We start from the raw sequence: 20,320 nt of genomic DNA on the forward strand, positions 1-20,320 counted from the left end.
CCCTTTCACCGGCTCCACCGGGTACCACTTCGCCAAGCAAGCCAGCGCTGCGGGCGGGGCCTCCGCCGAAGCAGCGCCCCCGAGCATCAGGGCACACCCGAGAATCACTCTCCTCATGCCGTCCAGATGGCCTCGACCCGGGTGCGCACCTTGAAGCGCGCCTCGGTAAAGCCCGGCAGCGTCCGCAGCGGCACGAGCGCCGGGCAGCGATCGATCCACTCCAGGTCGATGAGCGCCGTGTCCGCCGCGCGCTGGAAGTACCCCATCGCGCGCTCCGCCTGCCCCGAAAGGCACAGGATCTCCGTGGCGAGCTGACACATCATCGACACGAACCGTGGGCTCACCCTCCCCTGCAGCACCCTGTCGAACTGCTCCACCGCTCGGTCCGGAGACTCCTCCTCCAGCGCCGCCGCCACGAACATGCTCGCGTTGAGCGTCATGTTCTGAGGCTCATCCTGCAGAGCGGCGCCGCAGCGTTGGAGCTCCTCGACGTCCCGGAACCACGCGGCCACACGCATCCGCAGCAGGAGCGTCGGCATCCGCAAGAACGGATAGGTCATCAGCCGCTCTACGGTCTTCTGATACTCCTCCCTCTTGCCGCGCAGCGCGCTGCAGCGGGCGATCTCGTACAGGGCGCTGGCCATCCCGGGATCCAGCTCGTAGGCCAATTGCAGACGAGGCAGGCCCTCGTCGGCGCGCCCTGCTTCGCACTGCAGGCTCCCCAGGTACTGCAGCGCCGCCGCATAGGTGGGCGCCGAGGCCAGCGCGGACCGCAGCGCCACCACGGCCGTTCGCCAGTCTCCCTCCTGGGTCGCCAGCATGCCCCGAGCCAGCAGCGTCTCGACCACCTCGGGCGCCTGCTGGCTGGCCCGCTCGACGCTGGCGCGGCCCACGGCGGACCAGTCGACCGTCTGATCCGCCAGGCGCATGAACCACGCCCTCATGGAAGCCACGGCATGCAGCGCCACCGCTGGCACGAAACCTGGACTCCGCGCGAGGCATTCCTCCAAGGGGAGAATCACCTGCTCATGAAGGACCCGAGGCGCCGAATGCGCCTGGGCGAGCACCTGTCGGTATCGCGCCAGCACCTCCGGCGTGGCCGCGCTGCTGTACGTGGCGATGAGCAACTCCTGGCGCAGCGCCTCCGCCATCCGCTGCGCCAGCCGATCCTGCAGCGCGAAGAGATCCTCGCCCGAGTCCTCGAAGCGGCCGCTCCACAACTGGATGCCCGAGGCCACCTCCACCAACCGCAGCGAGGCACGCACCTGAGCACCCATGCTCTGCACCGCCCCATCCGCCACGTACCCCACTTCCAGCTCCCGCCCCACCACGCGCGGATCCCGCTCGCTGCGAAAGCGTGCGGTGGCCCCGCTCCCCTGGACCCGGACGCCCCGCGTCCGCGACAGCACGTCGATCAACCCCTCGGTCACCGCGTCCCCGAGGAACTCCTGCTCCCGAGGCCCCATGAAGCGCAGCGGCAGCACCGCCAGCCCCTGCTCTCCCGCGCGCAGCATCGTCCGAGGCGTGTACCCACCCGAGCCCGTGCTGATCTGCGTTCCCCACCCGCCGGACTGGGACGTCCCCCGAGGCGTCACCATCGCCGCCCCGGACACTCCCGTCGCGGGCGAAGCGGCAGGGCCCGGAAGCTCCACCGCCTCTCCCACCGAGGCCAGCCATGCGCGAAGCGCCGAGGCAACCTCCTGCGTCCCCGACGGCCGCTCTTCCGGCTCACGCGCCAGGCACCGCCGCACCCACTCCGCGAGCGCGTCCGGCACCCCAGGCCGCCCCGCGGGGTCCGGCGGCGGCTGCCGCAACCGCGCGAAGGCCACCGCCATCGGAGACTCCCCCGTGAACGGCGCTTCGCCCGTGAGCATCTCGAAGAGCAGCAGCCCCACCGCGTAGAGATCCGAGCGCGCCTCCACCTCGCCGCCCGACAACTGCTCGGGCGCCATGTACATGGGCGTGCCCACCATGCCCTGCGTACGCGAGGCTGTCTCCCCCGCCATCGCCCGGGCGATGCCGAAGTCGGTGAGCACCACGCGGCCGCTCCGCTCCACCAGCACGTTGGCGGGCTTCAGGTCTCGATGCACCACCCCCGCCGCGTGCGCCGCCACCAACCCCTCGCACACCGCCAGCGCGATGCGCGCCGCCCTCGCTGGCGAAAGCACCCGCTCCCGCCTCAGCAGCGACTGCAGATCCTCTCCCTCCACGTACTCCATCGTGAGGAAGAGGTGCCCCGCGTGCTCGCCCAGGTCATGCGTGCGCGCCACGTTGGGGTGGGAGATGCGCCGGGCCAGCCGGACCTCGCGGCGGAAGCGCTCCAGCAGATCGCGCCCCCGGCCCTCGTCCAGCTCCAGCATCTTCAGCGCGACCACATCCCCGACCAGCGTGTCCTGCGCCCGGTACACCGCGCCCATGCCCCCGCGGCCAATCAATCCCAGCAGCAGGTAGCGCCCGGCGAAGAGCTCTTCCTGGACCCTGGCCGCCACGCTCCCCGTACCCGACGCGGGCACCACGGTATCGTTGCTGCCCAGCGGGCTATCGGCTCCGTCATGTTCCTGGGACACGGGCCGCGCAGTCTAATCCCCGCGACTTTTCCCGCCCAGCAATCCGCGACGCCGAGCCCCTGTCAGGTTGGCAGCCCTTTCAAACCTGGCAGCCCGCACCCGGAGTCACTCCCCGTTCCAGCCCACCTGGAAAGCCTGCCCTTTCGCCTCTCTCAGGTCTCCCGGCGCTCGGGGTAGGCTGTGCCCGTGTCACGGGCAGTCGCGCGCCCACCCAGGGGATTTCAAGACGCATGTCACAGAGCGCCGGGTACACCATCCACGAGACCTTGCACGAGAGCCCACGCTCGACGCTGCTCAGGGCCACGCGACTGCGCGACGCATGCCCCGTCATCCTCAAGCTGCCCGGCAGCGACTACCTCGATCGGCGCCGCACGCTGGAGATTCAGCGTGAGTACGCCATCGCCCGCCGCGTCGAGGGCGACGGCATCATCCGGGTGTACGGCATCGAGGAGTTCAGCGACCGGGTGGCGCTGGTGCTCGAGGACATCGGCGGCCGCTCCCTGAAGCACCTGCTCGACGAGAGCGGGCCGGTGAACGTGGAGACGTTCCTCGACTACGCCATCCGCATCACCGCCGCCCTGGGGCACATCCACCGCAACGGCGTCATCCACAAGGACGTCAAGCCGCAGAACATCATCGTCAACACCGACAGCGGCGTGCTGAAGATCGCCGACTTCTCCATCTCGGTGGCCATCGCGCTGGAGACCGTCACTCCCGAGAGCCCCACGTACCTGACAGGCACCCTGGCCTACATGGCGCCGGAGCAGACGGGGCGCATGAATCGCGCCTTGGACTACCGCGCGGACTTCTATGCGCTGGGGGCCACCTTCTTCGAGCTGCTCACCAACCACCGCCCTTTCGACTCCACCACCCCGCTCGAGCTACTGCACGCGCACGTCGCGCAGGTTCCCCCCTCGCCTCGCGAGAAGATCCCCGCCATCCCCCAGCCGCTCGCGGACATCATCCTCAAGCTGCTCGCCAAGGATCCCGATGCCCGCTACCAGGGCGCCTGGGGCCTCATCGCCGATCTGGAGGAATGCCAGCGCCGGTTCCGGGCGAAGACGCTGCTGGAGTCCTTCCCCCTGGGCACCGCGGATCGGGCCCACCAGTTCCGGCTGCCCCAGGGCCTGCACGGGCGCGCCGCTGACATCGAGCGCCTGTCCGACGCGCACGCGCGCACCGTGGCGGGCCGCAACGAGCTGCTCTTCATCACCGGCTCGGCGGGCATCGGCAAGTCCTCGCTCGTCAACGAGCTGCACCGGGTGACGGCCTCCAGCCGCGGCCGCTTCGCTACCGGCAAGTGCGATCCCCTGCACCGTGGCGTGCCCTTCGATGCCGTCCACCAGGCGCTCAGGCACCTGATCCACCAGGCCCTCGCCGAGGGCGAGGCCGAGTGTACCGTCGCGCGCAAGCGGCTCGATGAGGCCCTGGGGGTGAACGCCGCCGTGCTCGTCGAGTCCGTGCCCGAGACGCGCGCGCTGCTCGGCGATCAGCCTCCCTCCGCGGGGCTTCCCGCCGCCGAGTCCAGGAATCGCCTCAACCGCGTGCTGGTCAAGTCGCTCCAGGCATTCGCCACCTCGGAGCGGCCCCTGGTCCTCTTCCTGGATGATCTCCAGTGGGCCGACGTCGCCACGCTCTCGCTCCTTCAGGAGCTGGCTCGCGACCCCGACTGCCGCTACCTGATGCTCGTGGGCGCCTGGCGCGACACCGAGGTCTCCGACGCCCATCCGCTCGCGCTCACGCTCGAGGAACTGCGCGCCACCGGCACGCCGATGCAGGTCCTCCAACTCACGCCGCTCGGCCCCGAGGAGGTGGCGCGCATGGTGCGCGAGGCCACCGGCGCCGACACCGGCCGCGCGCTGGAGCTCGGCCACCTCATCCACGCCCGAACCGGCGGCAACCCGTTCTCCATCCGCGAGTTCCTCCGCTTCCTGCACGACCAGGGGCTGCTGCGCTTCGAGACGCGCAGCGGCCGGTGGGAGTGGGACCTCGGCCAGATCGAGGCGCGGGAGGTCCCCAGCGACGTGGCCGCCCTGATGGCGGACGAACTCCGGCGCCTGCCCCGGGAGACGGGAGCGCTGCTGCAGCTGGCCGCCAGCCTCGGCATGATGTTCAGCTTCCGGGACCTGACGGTGGTGCGGGACTCGCCCGCCGTGGAGACGGCGCGGACGCTGTGGAGCGCCGTCGAGCGGGGCTTCGTGGTGCCGCTCAGCAAGGACTACGTGCTGCTCGATCCCCAGGGCGGCGTCGCCCTCCCCTCGGATCTGGAGGTGCCCTTCCGCTTCCTCCACGACAGGGTCCGTCATGCCGCCTACTCCCTGCTGGAGGAGAAGGAGCGCGCGGCGCTTCACACGCGCATCGGCCTGAGGCTGCTCGAAGAGGCCCGCGCCGCGGGGACGATCGAGGAGCGCGCCTTCGCCATCCTTCCGCACCTGGCCTACGCCCCGGAGAGCATTGGCCCCGCGGAGCTGCGGCTGGAGCTGGCCGATCTCCACCTGCGGACGGGGCGCCGGGCGAAGGCCTCGGGCGCGTACCGCGCGGCCTGTGAGCAGTTCCGCGGCGGCTTCGAGCTGCTGCCTGCCTCCCCGTGGGAGAACGAGTACGAGCGGGCCTTCACGCTCCAGACGGAGCTGGCCGAGTCCAGCTACCTGGCCGGCGAGTTCGACGCGGCCACGGTCGGCTTCGCCATGCTGACGGCCCATGCACACACCCCCGCGCAGAAGGCCGGGGTGCTCGCGATGCAGGCGACGATGGCCTCGCTCAACAGCCAGCACATCGAGGCAATGCGGCTGGGCATCGAGGGGCTGCGCGTGCTCGGCGTGGAGGTGCCCGACTCGAAGGATCCATCGGCGCTCATCGCGGAGCTCGGCGCGGTGGCCGAGAAGCTCGCCGGCCGCAATCCGGAGGAGCTGCTGGGGCTGCCCCGGATGAAGGATCCGAACCTGGAGCTCGCCCTGGGCCTGCTGGCCAGCATCTCGGCCTCGGCCTACATGGCAGACCAGGCCCTGTTCGCGCTGGTGGTACTGCGCATCGTCCGGCTCTCGCTGGAGCACGGCAACAGCCGCCTGTCGGCCTTCGGCTACGTCGTCTACGGCGTCCTCCTGGCCTCGGCGCTGGACAACCCGGAGACCGGCCGGCAGTTCGGCCAGCTCGCCGTGGAGCTGTCGGCGCGCTTCCGCGATCCGATGCTGCATGCCCGCGTGCGCTACCTGCGCGCGGGGCTCATCGACCACTGGACGCGCAGCGCGCGTTCCGGCGTGGCCGAGCTCACCGAGGCGTACAAGGGGCTGATGGAGAGCGGTGACTGGATCTACGCCGGTCACTGCCTGATCGTCCGGCTCTGGCGGCGGATCGCTGTGGGCGAGCCCCTGGCGGAGATCGTCACGGAGAACCGCCGCTTCATCGAGTTCCTGGAGACGCGCAAGGACCCGGACTCGCTGCACATGTTCCTGGGCGCGCACCACACGCTGCTGGCGCTGACGGGCTCCGAGGAGACTCCGGCGCCGACGCCCAGCGGAGCGGGCCACACGGCGCAGGCCTACCTGGTGCTCTCCTCGGTCGAGCGGCACTACCTGATGCGCCAACCGGCGGAGGCCCTGGCCAAGGCGGAAGAAGTGGTGCCGTTGCTGCCCTTCATCTCCGGCCTCTTCCACGTGGCCACGCACGCCTACTACCACGCGCTGAGCGCGGCCGCGGTCTGGCCCGAGGTGAGCGAGGCGCGGCGGGAGGAGCTGCTCAAGGTGATGCAGCAGCACCGGGCCCTGCTGGAGAAGTTCGCCCAGCGCGCCCCGGAGAACTTCGCGGCCTACCACCTGCTGGTCAGCGCGGAGCTGTCCCGGGTGAAGGGCCACGGGCACCAGGCGATCGCGGAGTATGAGCAGGCCATCGCCGCGGCCCAGAAGAGCGGCTTCCTGGGAGTGGAGGCCCTCGCCCGCGAGCTGGCCTTCCGCTTCTTCGGAGCGCAGGATCGCCCGCAGATCGCCACCGCCTACCTGCTCGAGGCGCTCTACGCCTACGAGCGCTGGGGGGCCGCTGGCAAGGCCCGCCAACTGGCGGCCGAGCAGGCCAACCTCCTGCTCTCTCACGGCAGTGCCCTGCGGCGCTGGGACAAGCCTCGCACGGTGCCTTCCACCAACCCCACCCTCCAGACGGGCCCCACCGGCTCCAACCACCCCACCTCGCCCACCAGCTCCGAGTCCCTGGGCGAGTCGCTGGACATGGCCTCGGCGATGAAGGCCTCGCAGGCCATCTCCAGCGAGATCCTCTTCCCGCAGCTCGTGGCCAACCTCATCCACGTCGTCATGGAGAGCGCGGGCGCCCAGCGCGGCGTGCTGGTGCTGAAGCGAGGCAAGGACTTCGTCGTCGAGGCCTCGGGCGAGGTGAGCAACCGCGCCGCCCCGTCGGAGTCGTCGGTGCCCCTGGCGCAGAGTGAGGCGCTCTGCCAGGCCATCGTCGAGCAGGTGATGCGCACGAACACCCACGTGCTGCTGGACGACGCCTCCACCTCGGAGGCCTACCGCAACAACGCCTACGTCTCGAAGCACACGGTCCGCTCGGTGCTCTGCGCGCCCATCCGGCACCGCGGGCACGTGCTCGGGCTGTTCTACCTGGAGAACAACCTCACCGCGGGCGCCTTCAACGCCAGCCGCCTCAAGGTGCTGGGCATGCTGTCGACGCAGGCCTCCATCTCCATCGAGAACGCGGAGCTGTACCGGCGGCTCGAGGACTACAGCCACACCCTGGAGGATCGGGTCGCCGACCGCACCGCGGAGCTGCACAACAAGAACGCGGAGCTGCAACGCGCCCTGGAGACGCTCAAGGCCATGCAGACGCAGATCATCACCCAGGAGAAGCTCGCCTCCCTGGGTGCGCTCACCGCCGGCATCGCCCACGAGCTGAAGAACCCGCTGAACTTCGTGAACAACTTCGCCGCGCTCTCGGTGGATCGACTGAAGGAGCTGCGCGAGGGCCTGCAGGGCGCCACCTCCCTGATTCCGGCGCAGCAGGAGGACTTCGAGGATCTGCTGGGCCAGCTGGACATGAACACCCGGAAGATCCGCGAGCATGGGCAGCGCGCCACGGGGATCATCGACGGAATGCTGCGACACGCGCGCGGCAACCGGGGCGAGCGGCGCACCACCAACGTCAACCAATTGGTGGAGGAGGCCGTGCGCCTGGTGCACCACGGGTTGAACGCCAAGAGCGCCCGGCGCAACGTGGTCATCGAGACGGCCTTCGACGCCAAGGTGCCGGACGTCAGCCTGATCTCCGAGGACATCCGGCGGGTGGTGCTCAACCTGGTGGAGAACGCCTGCTACGCGGCGAGTGAGCGGGCCCGGCTGCCCGGGAGCCAGGAGCAGGCCAAGGTGAAGGTCTCTACGCGCTGGACGGGCAACAACGTGGAGATCCGGGTGCGCGACAACGGCAAGGGCATCGCCCCCGAGGCCCGCGAGAAGCTCTTCATACCGTTCTTCACCACCAAGCCCGCCGGAGAGGGCACCGGCCTGGGCCTGTCGATCAGCCACGAGATCGTCGTCGGCTCGCTGGGCGGCAAGCTGATGGTGGAGTCCGAGGAAGGCCGCTACGCGGAGTTCATCGTGGTGCTGCCGGGCGCGGGCCAGCGGGCGGGGGCGCCCGCCTGACCCGGGCCGCTCAGAAGTCGCTCTCGCCGGAGATGTTCTCCGGGTAGCCGGAGATGGCCTGCGAGGCCTGGAGGCCGGACATGACGGCGGCCTCCACGCACCCGCAGTTGAGGCCGGTGAGGGTCCAGTCTCCCGCGAGGTACAGGTTGGGGTAGTCGGAGTCGTGCGAGCCGAGCCGGGCCTCCGTCGAGCCCGGCAGCGAGAGCACGTAGCGCTCGGGCGGGTCGATGTTGGCGCGCCAGAACTGGCTGTCGAAGCGGGCCACCCCCTCCTGCTTGCCCTGAAGCGTCGCGAGCTGCGCCCAGTCCAGGCCCGTCGGGTTGTAGCGCGGCGCCTTCGGCCACAGCGGTCCGATGCACTCCTTCAGCCAACGGAGGGACAGTTCCTTCAGTCGCTCGTGCTCTCGCCGGGGGAAGTCGTGATCGGTGAACGGCGGGATGACCGGCGCGTCCATCAGCGGCGCGGTGAAGTAGGCGATGTTCTTGACCGTCCCCGGGGGCCAGGTCTCCCGAGGCAGTAGGTGCGCCATGTCCGCATAGGTATTGAGCGGCTCGGCATAGCCCGTCATCACCGTGGGCGCCTGCGTCCAGCCCAGCTCCTCCAAGGAGCGGGACAGCCAGACCTGCACGCCCAGCGTCTGGTTGGTCTGGAGCGCCTCGACCATCCGCCGCCAGCGCGCGCTGTGCTCGAGCAGCTCTCCGCAGAGGTAGGGGAACGTCCCGAGCGAGATCCCCATCACCAAGACGTCGTAGTCCTTGCCGCGCTCCAGGGTGACGGGCTTCGCCCCCTTCCACTTCGGAGCCCAGTACGACTCCAAATTGATGCCGGAGGCCTCGAGCTCGTGGCCATCGACGATCTGCTCGTAGCTCGGCCGGTCGGGCCAGCACGGCAGCCCGAGCACATCCACGAGGGGCTGATACCCCGCCACCGAGTCCTTCAGCGCCACCTGCCGCGTCATCTCGATGCGGTTGATGTTGCGCGTCAGCGGGTGGACGCGGAGCTTCTCCACCTTGTGGAAGAAGTGGAACCGCACACCCCGCCGCTTGAGCACCTCGTACATGGGAGCGAAGACCACGTCACCCATGCCCGCGCGCATCTTGTAGAAGACCGCGCCCTTGTAGGTGAGGGCCATGCGAATCATGAAGCGCGTCGCCACGCCCGCCGCGAGCTGCTGCCGGTTCGGATCGCCCTGGATGTACGCGAAGAGCAGCTGGTACATGCCCCGAACGATGGGGGCCTGGTACAGCGTGAAGTCGCTGGCGCCGTGCCGCGCCAGCCACGCGCGGAAGTCCTCGCCGTCGATGGCGTTGAAGCCCTTACTCAGCAGCCCATCCCGCAGGATGCCCCGGGCGATGACGAGCCCCAGCTCCAGAACGCCCCAGAGCTTGCGAACGGCACTGTTCTCCAGGTTGCGGATGAAGCGCGCCGACAGCCGGGCGAAGACCTCCTCGACGAGATAGAGGATGACCTCCAGGTGGTTCGGGTCCTGCGCCCCCTGAGCCTTGGGCAGCCGAGCCGCGGCGAGCTGCGCGAGCTGGAGCGTGCGCCCGATGCCCGGCACGCTGCCCCTCGGGAAGGCCGGGAGCCCCAGCGAGCGGAGCGTGCTCTCGATTTTCGCGGGCAGCGTCTCGGGAGCAGGCGTCGCCGCGGCGAGGCCCGCCCCTGGCAGCTCGTACAGCATGTCCAGCAGCGCCTGCAGCCCGCGCTCCAGGTAGGTGGCGAGCGAAGGGAATGCCCCCTCCCCTTCCATCCCCGGCTCGAGCGGGTTCTCCGGAAAGGGGAACGGCCAGTCCACCCACCCATTCGGCGTGCGCTCGAACAGATTGACGAGCGACTGCTTCTTGAAGGCATCTTCGAGCGTGGCCAGGGGGGCGCTCTTGGGGCGACCCAGCTCCTGGTACACCTGCCGCATCATCCGGAAGGCGTTCTCGTAGTGCCCCATCCAGACGTGGAGGCCGTGCTCCTCGATGCGCTGGGCGGCGTCCTTGTTGCGCCCGCTGGCGCCCTTGCCACCCAGCCGCCAGCCCAGGTTGTAGAGGACGACCTCGTAGTGGTCCTGCCAGCCCGGGTAGTTGGTCAGCCCGTAAGCGGCCGTCATCGCGCCGACGCCACCCCCGAGGATGACGATCCTGCGCTTTCGACTCCGCGACTCCTCTGCCGTGCTCATCGCCCCTCGTTCCTCAGCGGTACCAGAACGCCTCTCCAGAGATCCGCAGCGGCTGCTTCGTGACGGCGCGGAAGGCCAGCATGCCGGAGATGACGGCGCCCTCGGCCGCCCCGATATAGAAGCCGTTGTCCACCCAGTCCCCGCAGACGGTCAGGTTCTCGAAGCCCGTCTGGTCCGGCCGGATCCGCGCCTTCTCGGTGCCCGGCAGCGCCAGGGTGTAGCGCTCGCTGGGGTCGACGTTGGCGCGCCAGTACTGCGTGCCGAAGCGCCCCTCCCCCGCCGCCCCGTTCGAGGGCACCAGCAGCGACCAGTCGAACACAGCCGGGTTGTTGGGCTGCGTCGAGCGCGGCCAGAGCACGCTGATGTCATTGCGCAGGAAGCTGAGCGCCGCCTGCCGAGCCAGCTCCTTCTGCCGCGCGGGGTAGCCATGGTCTGTCGGAGGTGGAGGCCGAGACGGACCGGGCATGGGACCGCAGAAATAGGCCGAGGTGCGCGGCGCGTTCGGCTGGGCCCAGCCCTCCCGGGGCAACAGGCTCGTCATGTCCGCCCACGTGTCGAGCGGCTCGACGTAGCCCGTCAGCATCGGGCTCCCCACCGTCCAGCCCAGCGCGCTCAGATCCTTGGTGGTCCAGATCTGGAAGGCCTGCGTCTGGATGGTGGCCACCTGATCCACCATCCGCCGCCACGCCGGGTTGAGCTCCATCAGCGTCGGGCACAGGAAGGGCACCGAGGCCACCGGGATGCCGAAGACGACCTGATCGAAGTCCTTGCCCACCTCCAGCACACGCTCCTCCACGCTCGGCCAAGGCGTGTAGAAGGACTCCAGATCGATCCCCTCGATGATCAGCTTGTCCCCTTGGACGATCTGATCGTAGAGCGGCTTGTCCGGCCAGCACGGCAGGTTCTTCACGTAGATGAAGGGCTCGTAGCTGGCCTTCGGATCCTTCAAGTCCACCTGGCGGCCGACGCGCACCCGGGTGACGCGAGGCTTGCCGCCGGGCCCGCCGCGCTCGGCGATGACCTCCTCGACGCGGTGGAAGAACTCGAAGCGCACCCCCTGCTTCCGGCAGGCTTCGTACAGCGGCACGAAGATGGTGTCGCCCATGGAGCCCGTGAACTCGTAGGCCACGTGCCCCTGGTACGTGAGGCCGATGCGCAAGAGCGCCCGCAGAGCGCTGCCCGCTCCGATCAACTGCCGATCCGGATCGCCGTCGACCATGCTCATGGCCGCGTCGTAGATGGTGCGCGCCAGCACCGAGCGCAGCGACATGGCGCTGGCGCCGTGCTTCTCCAGCCACTCGCGGTAGTCCTGGCCCTCGATGGAGTTGAAGCCCTTGGACAGCACGCCATCCGCGAGGATTCCCACGAGGTTGGCGATGAGGAAGTCCAAGCCCACGTACAGCTGATAGAGCAGGAAGTTCGACTCGATCAGGTACTCGATCCGAGACTTGATCCAGTTCAGGAACGTCCGGAGCAGCTTGAGGACCGTCTCCGTGATGCCGTCCGCGGTGGCAGAGGCCAGCTGCGGCTGCGTGGCCAACAACACCTGGGCATAGGCCTGCTCGAGCAGCTCCTCCCCATCCGCAGTGCTCCCCAGCTCCTGCGCGGTGAGGGTGTGGCCCTGCGCCACCGCGAGCGAGAGCCCGCCCTTGAGCTTGCTGTAGACCTGCCGGGCCACCCCGAGCACCTGCTCGATGATCTGCCAGCTCGTGGACGAGTCATCCCCCTCGCCAGGCTGGCGGGAGTTGGAGGGGAACGACACCACCCAGCGCTGCCAGCGGCCGTTGACGAAGTCCTCCATCGCGATGAGATCGCGCGGGGCGAAGGCCTGCTCGAAGGTGGCCAGCGGCATCGACTTCGGCCGGTCCATCACCCGGTAGCACTCGCGCATCAACGAGAACGCGTTCTCGTAGAAGCCCCAGAAGATGTGGAGCCCATGCTCCTCGATGCGGCCGTGGGGGCCGCGTCCGCTGGCGCCCTTGCCTCCGAGTCGCCAGCCCACCTGGTACACGGTGACTTCGTACTCTTCGCGAAGCTCCGGCGTGCGAGACAGGTAGTACGCGGTGGTCAGCGCGCCGGCGCCGCCACCGAGTACCGCCACCTTCTTCTTCATGAACCGCTCCAGATGAGGTGACCTTCGTTGAGGCGGAAGTCGTAGCGGACTTGCAGAGCCCCTGGAATGAAGATCTGCCCCCTCGGATCGAGCTCCAGCCCCAGCTCCTCGACCAGCGGCTGGGTGGCGAGCGACTCCACCTTCAGGCGGAAGCGGCGCGGCACCAGGCGCAGGCTCTTCAGATCGATCTGATCCGCCGCCGCGCCCACGATGGCCTGGTAGCAGGCATCCGTGCGGGTGCCCACGCCGCGAAGCTGCTTGAGGAACACCATGGGCAGCGTCGGCCGGAACAGGAACTCGACGACCCGCGCGCCGATCTCGAAGTCGAAGCCGAGCAACTGCCCCAGCTCATCCCGGAGGACGCCGAGCCGCTCCAGCAACTCCTCTCCCAGCGAGCGCTCCCGCTCCTCCCGATCGAGGGAGGTGCCATCCGCGCGCTCCACGGTGAGCACCCGCGCCAGCTCGGCCCGCGTGTCGGGGCTGAAGGTGCGGTACGCCAGGGTGTGGATCTCGAACGCCCCCGCCCCCTGCCCCGTGCCCGGCATCTGGATCGTCGCGGCCTGCTTGGGGAAGCCGTAGATCTCCCGGCCTCCAGCCACCGCCCAGGGGTTGTCCGCGTAGATGAAGGGAATGAACATCTCCACGCGCTTGCAGAGCTCGTCCGGGCCGTGCTTCTTGTAGTCGCTGGCGGCGATCCAGAAGGTGGCCTCGCGCTCCGAGGTGTACCCCCAGTCCTGGAAGCCCTCGGCTCCCGAGGAGAGCCGGGCGATGTGCTGGAACGTCAGCATCACGAAGGGCAGCCGCGGGCGATAGTCCACCGCGCCACCCGAGGGCTCATTGAGGTACTTGTCGCAGACGGCCTGGAGGCTCGACTGCCGACCCTTGATGAAGAAGATGTACTGGGTGACGTCCTGGCACAGGCTCGGCGGGGGGTAGACCTGGAGCGAGGCGTTGTTGAGGTACTTCGTCCCCGGAGGGCTCATTACTTCTCCTTGGAACCTCGCCAATTGAGCGGCTTGGGCATCACGAAGCGGATCCGCGGCAGGTGCTGAACCACCTGGGGCGTGAAGCGCATGTCCACCAACTCCCGACCCAGCGTGCTGTCGCTGGAGAGGGAGAACTCATCCCCTTCTCCGAACAGACGGTAACGCGCCTCCAGGTCGAAGTGCATGATGTTGCGCGTCTGGAAGACTTCCTTCGGGGTGACGAACCCGATGGAGAGTCGCTGCACGCCCGTGGGCTCCTCGGGGAAGCGGACCCGACCGAAGGCGACGCGCTTGCCCTCGCACGTCACGTCGAAGCGGCACCACGGCGCCGAGAAGGCGATGTCCACCGGCTGCGGCGTGGGGTGCTTGGCGTGCCCATGCACCTCGCGGCCATAGTCGATGGGCACCTGCTGATCGAGGATCAGCTTGTAGCAGAGCACCGTGGCATCCGGGTGCGCCCCCGCCTGGAGCAGCTCGAGTGGACCGCTGGCCGGTATCTCCAGGGGCTTCGTGGAGACGGCGAAGGAGACGATGAGCTCCTTGTAGGGCCCGCACGTGGTGTCGTGGTAGTCGGCCAGCCAGAGGGCGGCGGTGCAGCGGTTGGCGCCGATCGACACCGGCTGGTAGCGCTGCCCCGCGAGCAGGCGACGGACCACCTCGAGGTCCGCCGTCCCATGCAGCACCGCCATGTCCGCATCGCGGCACGCGTAGGGGACCTGGCACACGACGCCTGACGAGAGCTCGTAGTCCTCGGTGGGCGGATAGGCTTCGAACAGCGAGGGAGCGGGCCGGGTCGTCTGCATGATGGAATCCTCTTCAGCGCGTGAGGGGGGGCGCGCCGAGCAGTCTACCGTCCTGGACTCCCAGCCGCCTACCGGCCCGTCAGGGCAGCCAGGGCCGAGTCCTGAGGCTGAGTGGTCGGCTCACGCGGCTGCGGGGAAGGCGTCGTGTCCCCCGTTATGACCACCTGGCCGCGGCGGCCGAGGACGTCGTGGACGGTCACCGAAGCGCCCGGGCCGAGCAGATAGGCCCCTGCCTCCCGACACTCGAACTCCTCCGCGATGCGCTGGCGCAGGCGCTCGCTGATGAGCACCTGCTCCCGCGCGGCCAGCGCGGCGAGCTGCGCCGCGGTGTTCACCACGTCTCCGACCACCGTGTAGTCCAGCCGACCCAGCTCCAGCCCGCCGAGGCCGCCCGCCACCACGTCTCCGGCATCCAGCCCGATGGAGACGCCATGCGCGTACGGCGACTGATCACCCGTGCGGAAGGCCATGTCGCGGATCTGCGCCCGCACCGCCACGCACGCATCCAGCGCCCGCGTGAGGTGCTCGGGGCCGCGGAACACCGCCATCACCGACTCGCCCAGGAACTTGTCCACCGTGCCGCCGCGCGAGGCCAGCTCGGGGACGATGACCTGGAAGTTCTCGTTCAGCTTGCGGATGACGGCCTCCGGCGGCGCCTGGCGCGTCACCGGCGTGAAGTCCTTGATGGAGACGAAGGCCACCGTGGCCTCCACGCGCTCACCGGCCAGCGCCTCCGGCCCCTGCAAGAGCGAGCGCAGGCGGTCGCGCACGGAGCTCTGCACGGCCACGCGCAGCAGTGCGTTCTCCTCGATGGAGCGCACCATCTGGCGCACCTCGGCCGCGTGCTTGAGCGTCTTGACCAGCGTGGCCTCGAGATCCTGGAAGTCGAGCGGCTTGACCAGGAAGTCGTGCGCACCGCGGTTCATCGCCGTGCGGATGTTGGCCATGTCGCTGTAGGCCGAGACGATGATGACCTTCACCAGCGGGTTCACCTCGCCGACCTTGCCCAGGAAGGTGAGCCCGTCCATGCGCGGCATGTTGATGTCGGTGAGGATGGCGTCCACGTCCGGGTTCTGGCGCAGCTTCTCCAGGCCGTCCTCGCCATCCGAGGCGAAGATCATCTCGTAGAGGCCGTCGCGGAGCTGGCGGCGGAATGCCTGCCGCATCAGCGTCTCCACGTCTGGCTCGTCGTCCACCACCAGAATCTTGGCCGTCTCGATGCGGGCCGACTGGACGATCGCCGAGAAGGCCGCCGCCAGCTCATTGGCGGACTGGAAGCGCTGCGCGGGATCGGGATCCAGCGCGCGCGAGAAGAAGGGATCCAGCTCCGCGCCCAGCTCGGGCACCAGCGTGGAGGGAGCCACCTCGGGCGGACGGAAGCTGCCGTTGAGCAGCGAGCCGACGGACTCCAGCGAGAACGGGAAGCGCCCGGTGAGGGCGCGGAAGAACACCACCGCGATGGACCAGAGATCGCTGCGGTGGTCGAGGCTCGTGTCCCCGCGGATCTGCTCGGGGCTCATGTAGCGCAGCGTCCCCACCATGCCATCGGCGACAGGATCGGTGGGCAGATCCTCGGTGCGCGACTTCTGCCGGACCAGACCGAAGTCGAGGATCTTCACCTCCTCGCGGCCGGCGACCCGGGCCAGGAAGAGGTTGGCCGGCTTGAGGTCGCGGTGGACGATGCCGGCGGTGTGCGCGTCCGTCAGGGCACGGGCCACCTGGGTCATCAGCGCGGCGACGGCGGAGGGCGCCAGCCGCTCGCGGCGACGCAGGCGCGTCTCGAGGTCCTCGCCCTCGAGCAGCTCCATGACGATGTACGGGTCATCGCCGTCCACGCCGAAGTCGTGGATCTGCACCACGTTCGGGTGGTGGAACTGGGCGATCGCCTTGGCTTCCTGCTCGAATTGACGGCGCGCGGCGGCGGAAGAGAGCCGCTGCGACGTGGTGAGCTTGATGGCAACGCGCCGCTGGAGCTGGGAATCGGTCGCCATCCAGATGGCACCCATGCCACCGCCAGCGATCTTCTTCTCCAACACGTACCTGCCACCGACCTGGCGACCAGACATGGACTTCACCCGTGCATGCAAGAGCCAGAGGCGTGCTCCGGCTGTGGATGTCGAACCGCTGCACGTCCCCTGTTCTGATACCTTCATATCAGGAGGAGCTTTGTGATGGCCATGCCCCGACCCCGCCCTGCCCCGCCGTCCAGGTGGGTCCTCTTGCTCCTACTGGGAGTGACAGGGATTGGAACGGGTTGCCATGCGTTCGCCGCTCCTGTCTACCAAGGCCCGAGGTCCGAGCACTTCGACGGCGAGCGCTTCGTCAACCAGGAGACGCGCACGCGTCGGATGAGCATCCTGGACTGGCAGTTGAACCGGCAGCCCGGCCCCTGGACTGAGTGGACCGACACCCCTCCGGGTCCTCCTCCACCCCGTCGCGTGGCCTCCGGGGCCCTGCGCGTCACCTTCGTCAACCACGCCACCACGCTGCTCCAGCTGGACGGAGTGAACGTGCTGACGGACCCCATCTGGTCCGAGCGCTGCAGCCCGGTGTCCTTCGTGGGCCCCAAGCGCGTGCGCCCGCCCGGCCTGCGCTTCGAGGACCTGCCGCCCATCGACGCGGTGATCATCAGCCACAACCACTACGACCACATGGACTTGCCGACGCTCAAGCGCCTGGCGAAGCACTTCCCCAACGCGCGCTTCTTCGCCGGGCTGGGCAACAAGGCCTTCCTGGACTCCAAGGGCCTGCCGAACGTGACGGAGCTGGACTGGTGGCAGGAGGTCCAACTCACACCGGCGGTGAAGCTGGTGAGCGCCCCCGCCCAGCACACCTCCAACCGGGGCCTGAGCGACCGCAACGGGACGCTGTGGACGAGCTACGTGCTCCAGGGGCCCTCGGGGGTGACGTACTTCGCGGGGGACACCGGCTACGGCAAGCACTTCCGCCAGGTGCGCGAGCGCTTCGGCCCGCCTCGCCTGGCGGTGCTGCCCATCGGCGCCTACAAGCCCGAGGCCTTCATGGAGGTGATGCACATCTCCCCGAAGGAGGCGGTGCGAGCCCACCTCGACCTCGAGGCCAAGGTGAGCGTGCCCATGCACTTCGGCACCTTCCACCTCGGGGATGACGGGCAGGAGGAGCCCGTCGCCGATCTGCTCGAGGCCGTGGAGGCCCAACCCTCACCGAAGCCGGAGTTCTGGGTGCTCGGCTTCGGCGAGGGGCGCGACGTCCACTGAGGCTCAGGCCTTCACGTCGGTGCGCGGCGGCACTTCACCGCTGGCGGAGTGCTGGCCGCCGCCGTTGCCACCGCCGGGCTTGTCCTCCAGGGCGGACTTCTCCCCAGCGGGCTTGTCCAGCAGCACCTTGGTGGGCCCCTGCTCGTCGGCGGCGCGACGGGCCTCCCGCTCCTTGTAGCGGCGGATGGCCGGGGCCATGATCTCGCCAATGAGCGTGCGGTAGTCCATGCCCGCGCCCTGGGCGATGAGCACCAGATCGCTCCAGCCCGGCGTGAGGCCCGGCAGCGGGTTGCACTCGATGAAGTAGATGCGCCCCTTGTCATCCATGCGGAAGTCGATGCGCGCCACGTCGCGGCACCCCAGCGCCATGAACGAGCCACGCGCCGCCGTGCGCAGCTTCTCCAGCAGCGCCGGCTCCAGCTTCGCGGGCGCGTCGTACCGGATGCGATCGTTCCAATCGAGCTTGTGCTGGAAGCTGTAGACCGGGTTCTTCTCCTCTTTGTCGAGGAAGACGATCTCCATGGGCGGCAGCACGCGCGGCCGGCGCTCGCCCAGCAGGCCCACGGTGAACTCGCGCCCGCCAATGTACTCCTCGATGAGCGCCGGCTGCTTGTACTTGCCCACCAGCTCCTTCACCACCTCGCGCAGCTCCGCCTCGCTCTGGCAGACGCTCTTGCTCACCACGCCCTTGGAGGAGCCCTCCGCCACCGGCTTCACGATGAGCGGGAAGTTGGTGAACTCCTTGTTGAGCCGCTCCTTGCCCGTGTGCATGAGCTGGAAGGTCGGCGTGTGGATGCCGGCCTGGCGGACGATCTTCTTGGCCAGCGCCTTGTCCAGCGCGAGCGAGAGCGTCGCCGGATCGCTGCCCGTGTACGGGATGTCCAGGAGCTCCAGCATCGCCGGCACCTGGCTCTCGCGGTTACGGCCCTTGAAGCCCTCGGCGATGTTGAAGACGATGTCCACCGGCGTGCTCGCGAGCACACTCGGCAGCTCCGCGGTGGCCTCGAGGTCGATCACCTCATGGCCCCACGAGGCGATGGCCTCGCGGATGGCCTGGAGCGTGGACGGCGAGTCGTACTCGGCCTCGCTGTCCTCGGAGGCATCCACGGTCGGCTTCACGCGCTTGACGTTGTAGGAGAAGCCCACCTTCAGCGGGCCGCTCTTGCGCGCCGGCTTGCCCTGGCGCCGCGCCGAGTCCTTGATCTTGTAGCGCTTGGCGGCGCTCTGGATGATCGAGCCGATCACCCCGTCCAGGTGCAGCCCCTCCAGCGCCGCGGAGGCGTAGATGCCGGCGCCGGGCTCCAGGCTGGGCAGCGCGTTGATCTCCAGGAAGTACGGCACGCCCGCGTCGCTGAGCCGGAAGTCGATGCGGCCCAGGTCCCGGCAGTCCAGCACTCGGAAGATCGTCTGCGCCATCTTGCGCACGTCCTCCGCCGTCTTCGCGGAGATGTTCGCCGGGGCGCGCACGCTCACGGCGCCGTAGTTCTTCACCTTCAGATCGTAGTCGTAGATCTGGTACTTGCGGCCCGCCGTGGCGTTCGCGTCGACCACGTACTCCACCGGCGTGAGCACGCCGTCGTAGTCATTGTCCACCGCGGCCAGGAAGGGCACCGTCAGGTCCTTGCCGCCGATGAACTCCTCGACCAGCACGCCGGCGGGGTACTTGGCCAGCGCGTCGGCCACCTTCGCGCGCACCTCGTCCAGCGTCTCCGCGATGGAGTCCTGGGTGATGCCCTTGGAGGAGCCCTCGAAGTTGGGCTTGACGATCACGGGGAAGCGCAGGTTCTCGGCCGTCAGCTCGCTGAGCTTCTCCACGTACTGCCAGCCCGGCGTGCGGATGCCGTGCTTGGAGAGGATCAGCTTGGTGAGCTGCTTGTCCAACGTGACGGCCAGGGCGTACGCGTCGCTGGCGGTGTACGGGAAGCCCAGCTCGTCGAAGAGGGCCGGGTAGAAGGCCTCGCGGAAGCGGCCGCGGCGCCCCTCGGCGGTATTGAAGATGAGATCCGGGCTGTAGGCCTCCAGCCGGGCGACGGTGCGCGAGGCGGGGCCGCTCACCTCGAAGCGCTCCAGCCGGTGGCCGAGCCGCTCGATGGCGCCCGCCAGCGTGTTCACCGTCTCCTGGGTATCGAACTCCGCCTCTTCTTCCGAGTCGGAGAGCCTGAGGTTGTACGTCAGCGCGATGCGCACGGCTTCTCCCTTTTCGCCTTCTTGAGCGAGCGCCCGCGGCGCACCTTCGCCGCGGACATGAGTCGACCCGGAGCGCGCTCATGCGCCACGGGCGTGCGGGCGGCAACCGTCGCGCCCGCGACAACCTTCCCATCCACCACCTGCGTCTGGGCCCACATGTCCCCGAGCCGCCAGCCGAGCGGATCCTTGAGGACGCGCCACGCCTCCAGCCCGCCGATGACGACGAGGCCCGCGGCGCCGGCCACCAGGCCCAGCGGCTGCGGCATCATCCCCAGCAGGACGATGAGCGCCAGCGGCGCGTTGCGCAGGGTGCTGTCACGGTGGCGCGCCGCCGAGCGGGTCGGCAGGTGCATCACCTTCACTCCGAAGATGCGCTTGCCCACGCTCTGGCCCTGGAGCATGCCGTCGGCCAGCAGCAGGAACAGCAGCGCCACCACGGAGCCGGCGGCGCCGCAGACGACCCACAGGCCCCACGCCACGGCCACGTCCACCAGCCGCGCGCCCACGCGCAGCAGCAGCGAGGCCTTGGGGTACGGAGAGCCGGCCATGGCATCGCCCTCATGGACGAGGCGCAGCGCGCGCTCGCTCCGAGGTGCCACCATGAAGCTACGTTCGGGGC

General features: G+C 69.2%; 10 protein-coding genes. 2 read left to right on the plus strand and 8 right to left on the minus strand.

Features of this window, described 5'->3' with window-relative positions; genetic code table 11:
• Positions 1-113 precede the first annotated feature (113 nt).
• Positions 114-2,567, minus strand: coding sequence for a protein kinase domain-containing protein (locus SYV04_RS16455; RefSeq protein WP_321546738.1), 2,454 nt, complete (start codon positions 2,565-2,567; stop codon positions 114-116).
• 230 nt (positions 2,568-2,797) lie between these two features.
• Here SYV04_RS16455 and SYV04_RS16460 point away from each other — a divergent pair, with 230 nt between their 5' ends.
• Positions 2,798-8,209, plus strand: a complete 5,412-nt coding sequence (locus SYV04_RS16460; RefSeq protein ID WP_321546739.1) for a trifunctional serine/threonine-protein kinase/ATP-binding protein/sensor histidine kinase — start codon at positions 2,798-2,800, stop codon at positions 8,207-8,209.
• A gap of 10 nt (positions 8,210-8,219) precedes the next feature.
• Here the strand turns inward: SYV04_RS16460 and SYV04_RS16465 are convergent, their stop codons facing one another.
• The 5 genes from SYV04_RS16465 to SYV04_RS16485 form a co-directional block, all read right to left on the minus strand.
• Positions 8,220-10,376, minus strand: coding sequence for an FAD-dependent oxidoreductase (locus SYV04_RS16465; RefSeq protein ID WP_321546740.1), 2,157 nt, complete (start codon positions 10,374-10,376; stop codon positions 8,220-8,222).
• A gap of 13 nt (positions 10,377-10,389) precedes the next feature.
• Positions 10,390-12,489 carry an NAD(P)-binding protein gene (locus SYV04_RS16470; protein WP_321546741.1) on the minus strand — a complete coding sequence of 700 codons (2,100 nt, stop codon included), beginning with the start codon at positions 12,487-12,489 and terminating at the stop codon, positions 10,390-10,392.
• The gene (locus SYV04_RS16475) at positions 12,486-13,472 is read right to left on the minus strand and encodes an acetoacetate decarboxylase family protein (protein ID WP_321546742.1); all 987 of its coding nucleotides are present in this window, start codon (positions 13,470-13,472) and stop codon (positions 12,486-12,488) included. Before SYV04_RS16475 ends, SYV04_RS16470 begins: the two co-directional genes overlap by 4 nt.
• A complete protein-coding gene (locus SYV04_RS16480) occupies positions 13,472-14,278 on the minus strand; it encodes a hypothetical protein (RefSeq protein ID WP_321546743.1) in 807 nt (268 codons plus the stop codon). Before SYV04_RS16480 ends, SYV04_RS16475 begins: the two co-directional genes overlap by 1 nt.
• A 68-nt stretch (positions 14,279-14,346) precedes the next feature.
• Positions 14,347-16,344, minus strand: a complete 1,998-nt coding sequence (locus tag SYV04_RS16485; protein WP_321546744.1) for a protein kinase domain-containing protein — start codon at positions 16,342-16,344, stop codon at positions 14,347-14,349.
• Between the two features lie 153 nt (positions 16,345-16,497).
• Between SYV04_RS16485 and SYV04_RS16490 the strand changes: the two genes are divergently transcribed.
• Complete coding sequence (locus tag SYV04_RS16490; protein WP_321546745.1) at positions 16,498-17,514, plus strand: MBL fold metallo-hydrolase; 1,017 nt, start codon at positions 16,498-16,500, stop codon at positions 17,512-17,514.
• Between the two features lie 3 nt (positions 17,515-17,517).
• Here the strand turns inward: SYV04_RS16490 and SYV04_RS16495 are convergent, their stop codons facing one another.
• Both SYV04_RS16495 and SYV04_RS16500 read right to left on the minus strand, forming a co-directional pair.
• Positions 17,518-19,701 (minus strand): D-alanine--D-alanine ligase family protein, encoded by a 2,184-nt coding sequence (locus SYV04_RS16495; protein WP_321546746.1) that lies wholly within the window; start codon positions 19,699-19,701, stop codon positions 17,518-17,520.
• Positions 19,686-20,303 carry an RDD family protein gene (locus SYV04_RS16500; RefSeq protein WP_321546747.1) on the minus strand — a complete coding sequence of 206 codons (618 nt, stop codon included), beginning with the start codon at positions 20,301-20,303 and terminating at the stop codon, positions 19,686-19,688. The genes SYV04_RS16495 and SYV04_RS16500 overlap by 16 nt, the downstream gene beginning before the upstream one ends.
• Positions 20,304-20,320 lie beyond the last annotated feature (17 nt).

Origin of the sequence: Hyalangium ruber, assembly GCF_034259325.1 — a bacterium.
In the GTDB taxonomy this organism is placed as follows: domain Bacteria; phylum Myxococcota; class Myxococcia; order Myxococcales; family Myxococcaceae; genus Hyalangium_A; species Hyalangium_A rubrum.

Excerpts from the sequence above, each read along its gene's own strand:
- SYV04_RS16475 (WP_321546742.1), bottom strand. The coding sequence starts at position 13,472 with ATGAGCCCTCCGGGGACGAAGTACCTCAACAACGCCTCGCTCCAGGTC.
- SYV04_RS16500 (WP_321546747.1), bottom strand. The coding sequence starts at position 20,303 with ATGGTGGCACCTCGGAGCGAGCGCGCGCTGCGCCTCGTCCATGAGGGC.
- SYV04_RS16460 (WP_321546739.1), top strand. The coding sequence starts at position 2,798 with ATGTCACAGAGCGCCGGGTACACCATCCACGAGACCTTGCACGAGAGC.
- SYV04_RS16465 (WP_321546740.1), bottom strand. The coding sequence starts at position 10,376 with ATGAGCACGGCAGAGGAGTCGCGGAGTCGAAAGCGCAGGATCGTCATC.
- SYV04_RS16480 (WP_321546743.1), bottom strand. The coding sequence starts at position 14,278 with ATGCAGACGACCCGGCCCGCTCCCTCGCTGTTCGAAGCCTATCCGCCC.
- SYV04_RS16485 (WP_321546744.1), bottom strand. The coding sequence starts at position 16,344 with ATGTCTGGTCGCCAGGTCGGTGGCAGGTACGTGTTGGAGAAGAAGATC.
- SYV04_RS16470 (WP_321546741.1), bottom strand. The coding sequence starts at position 12,489 with ATGAAGAAGAAGGTGGCGGTACTCGGTGGCGGCGCCGGCGCGCTGACC.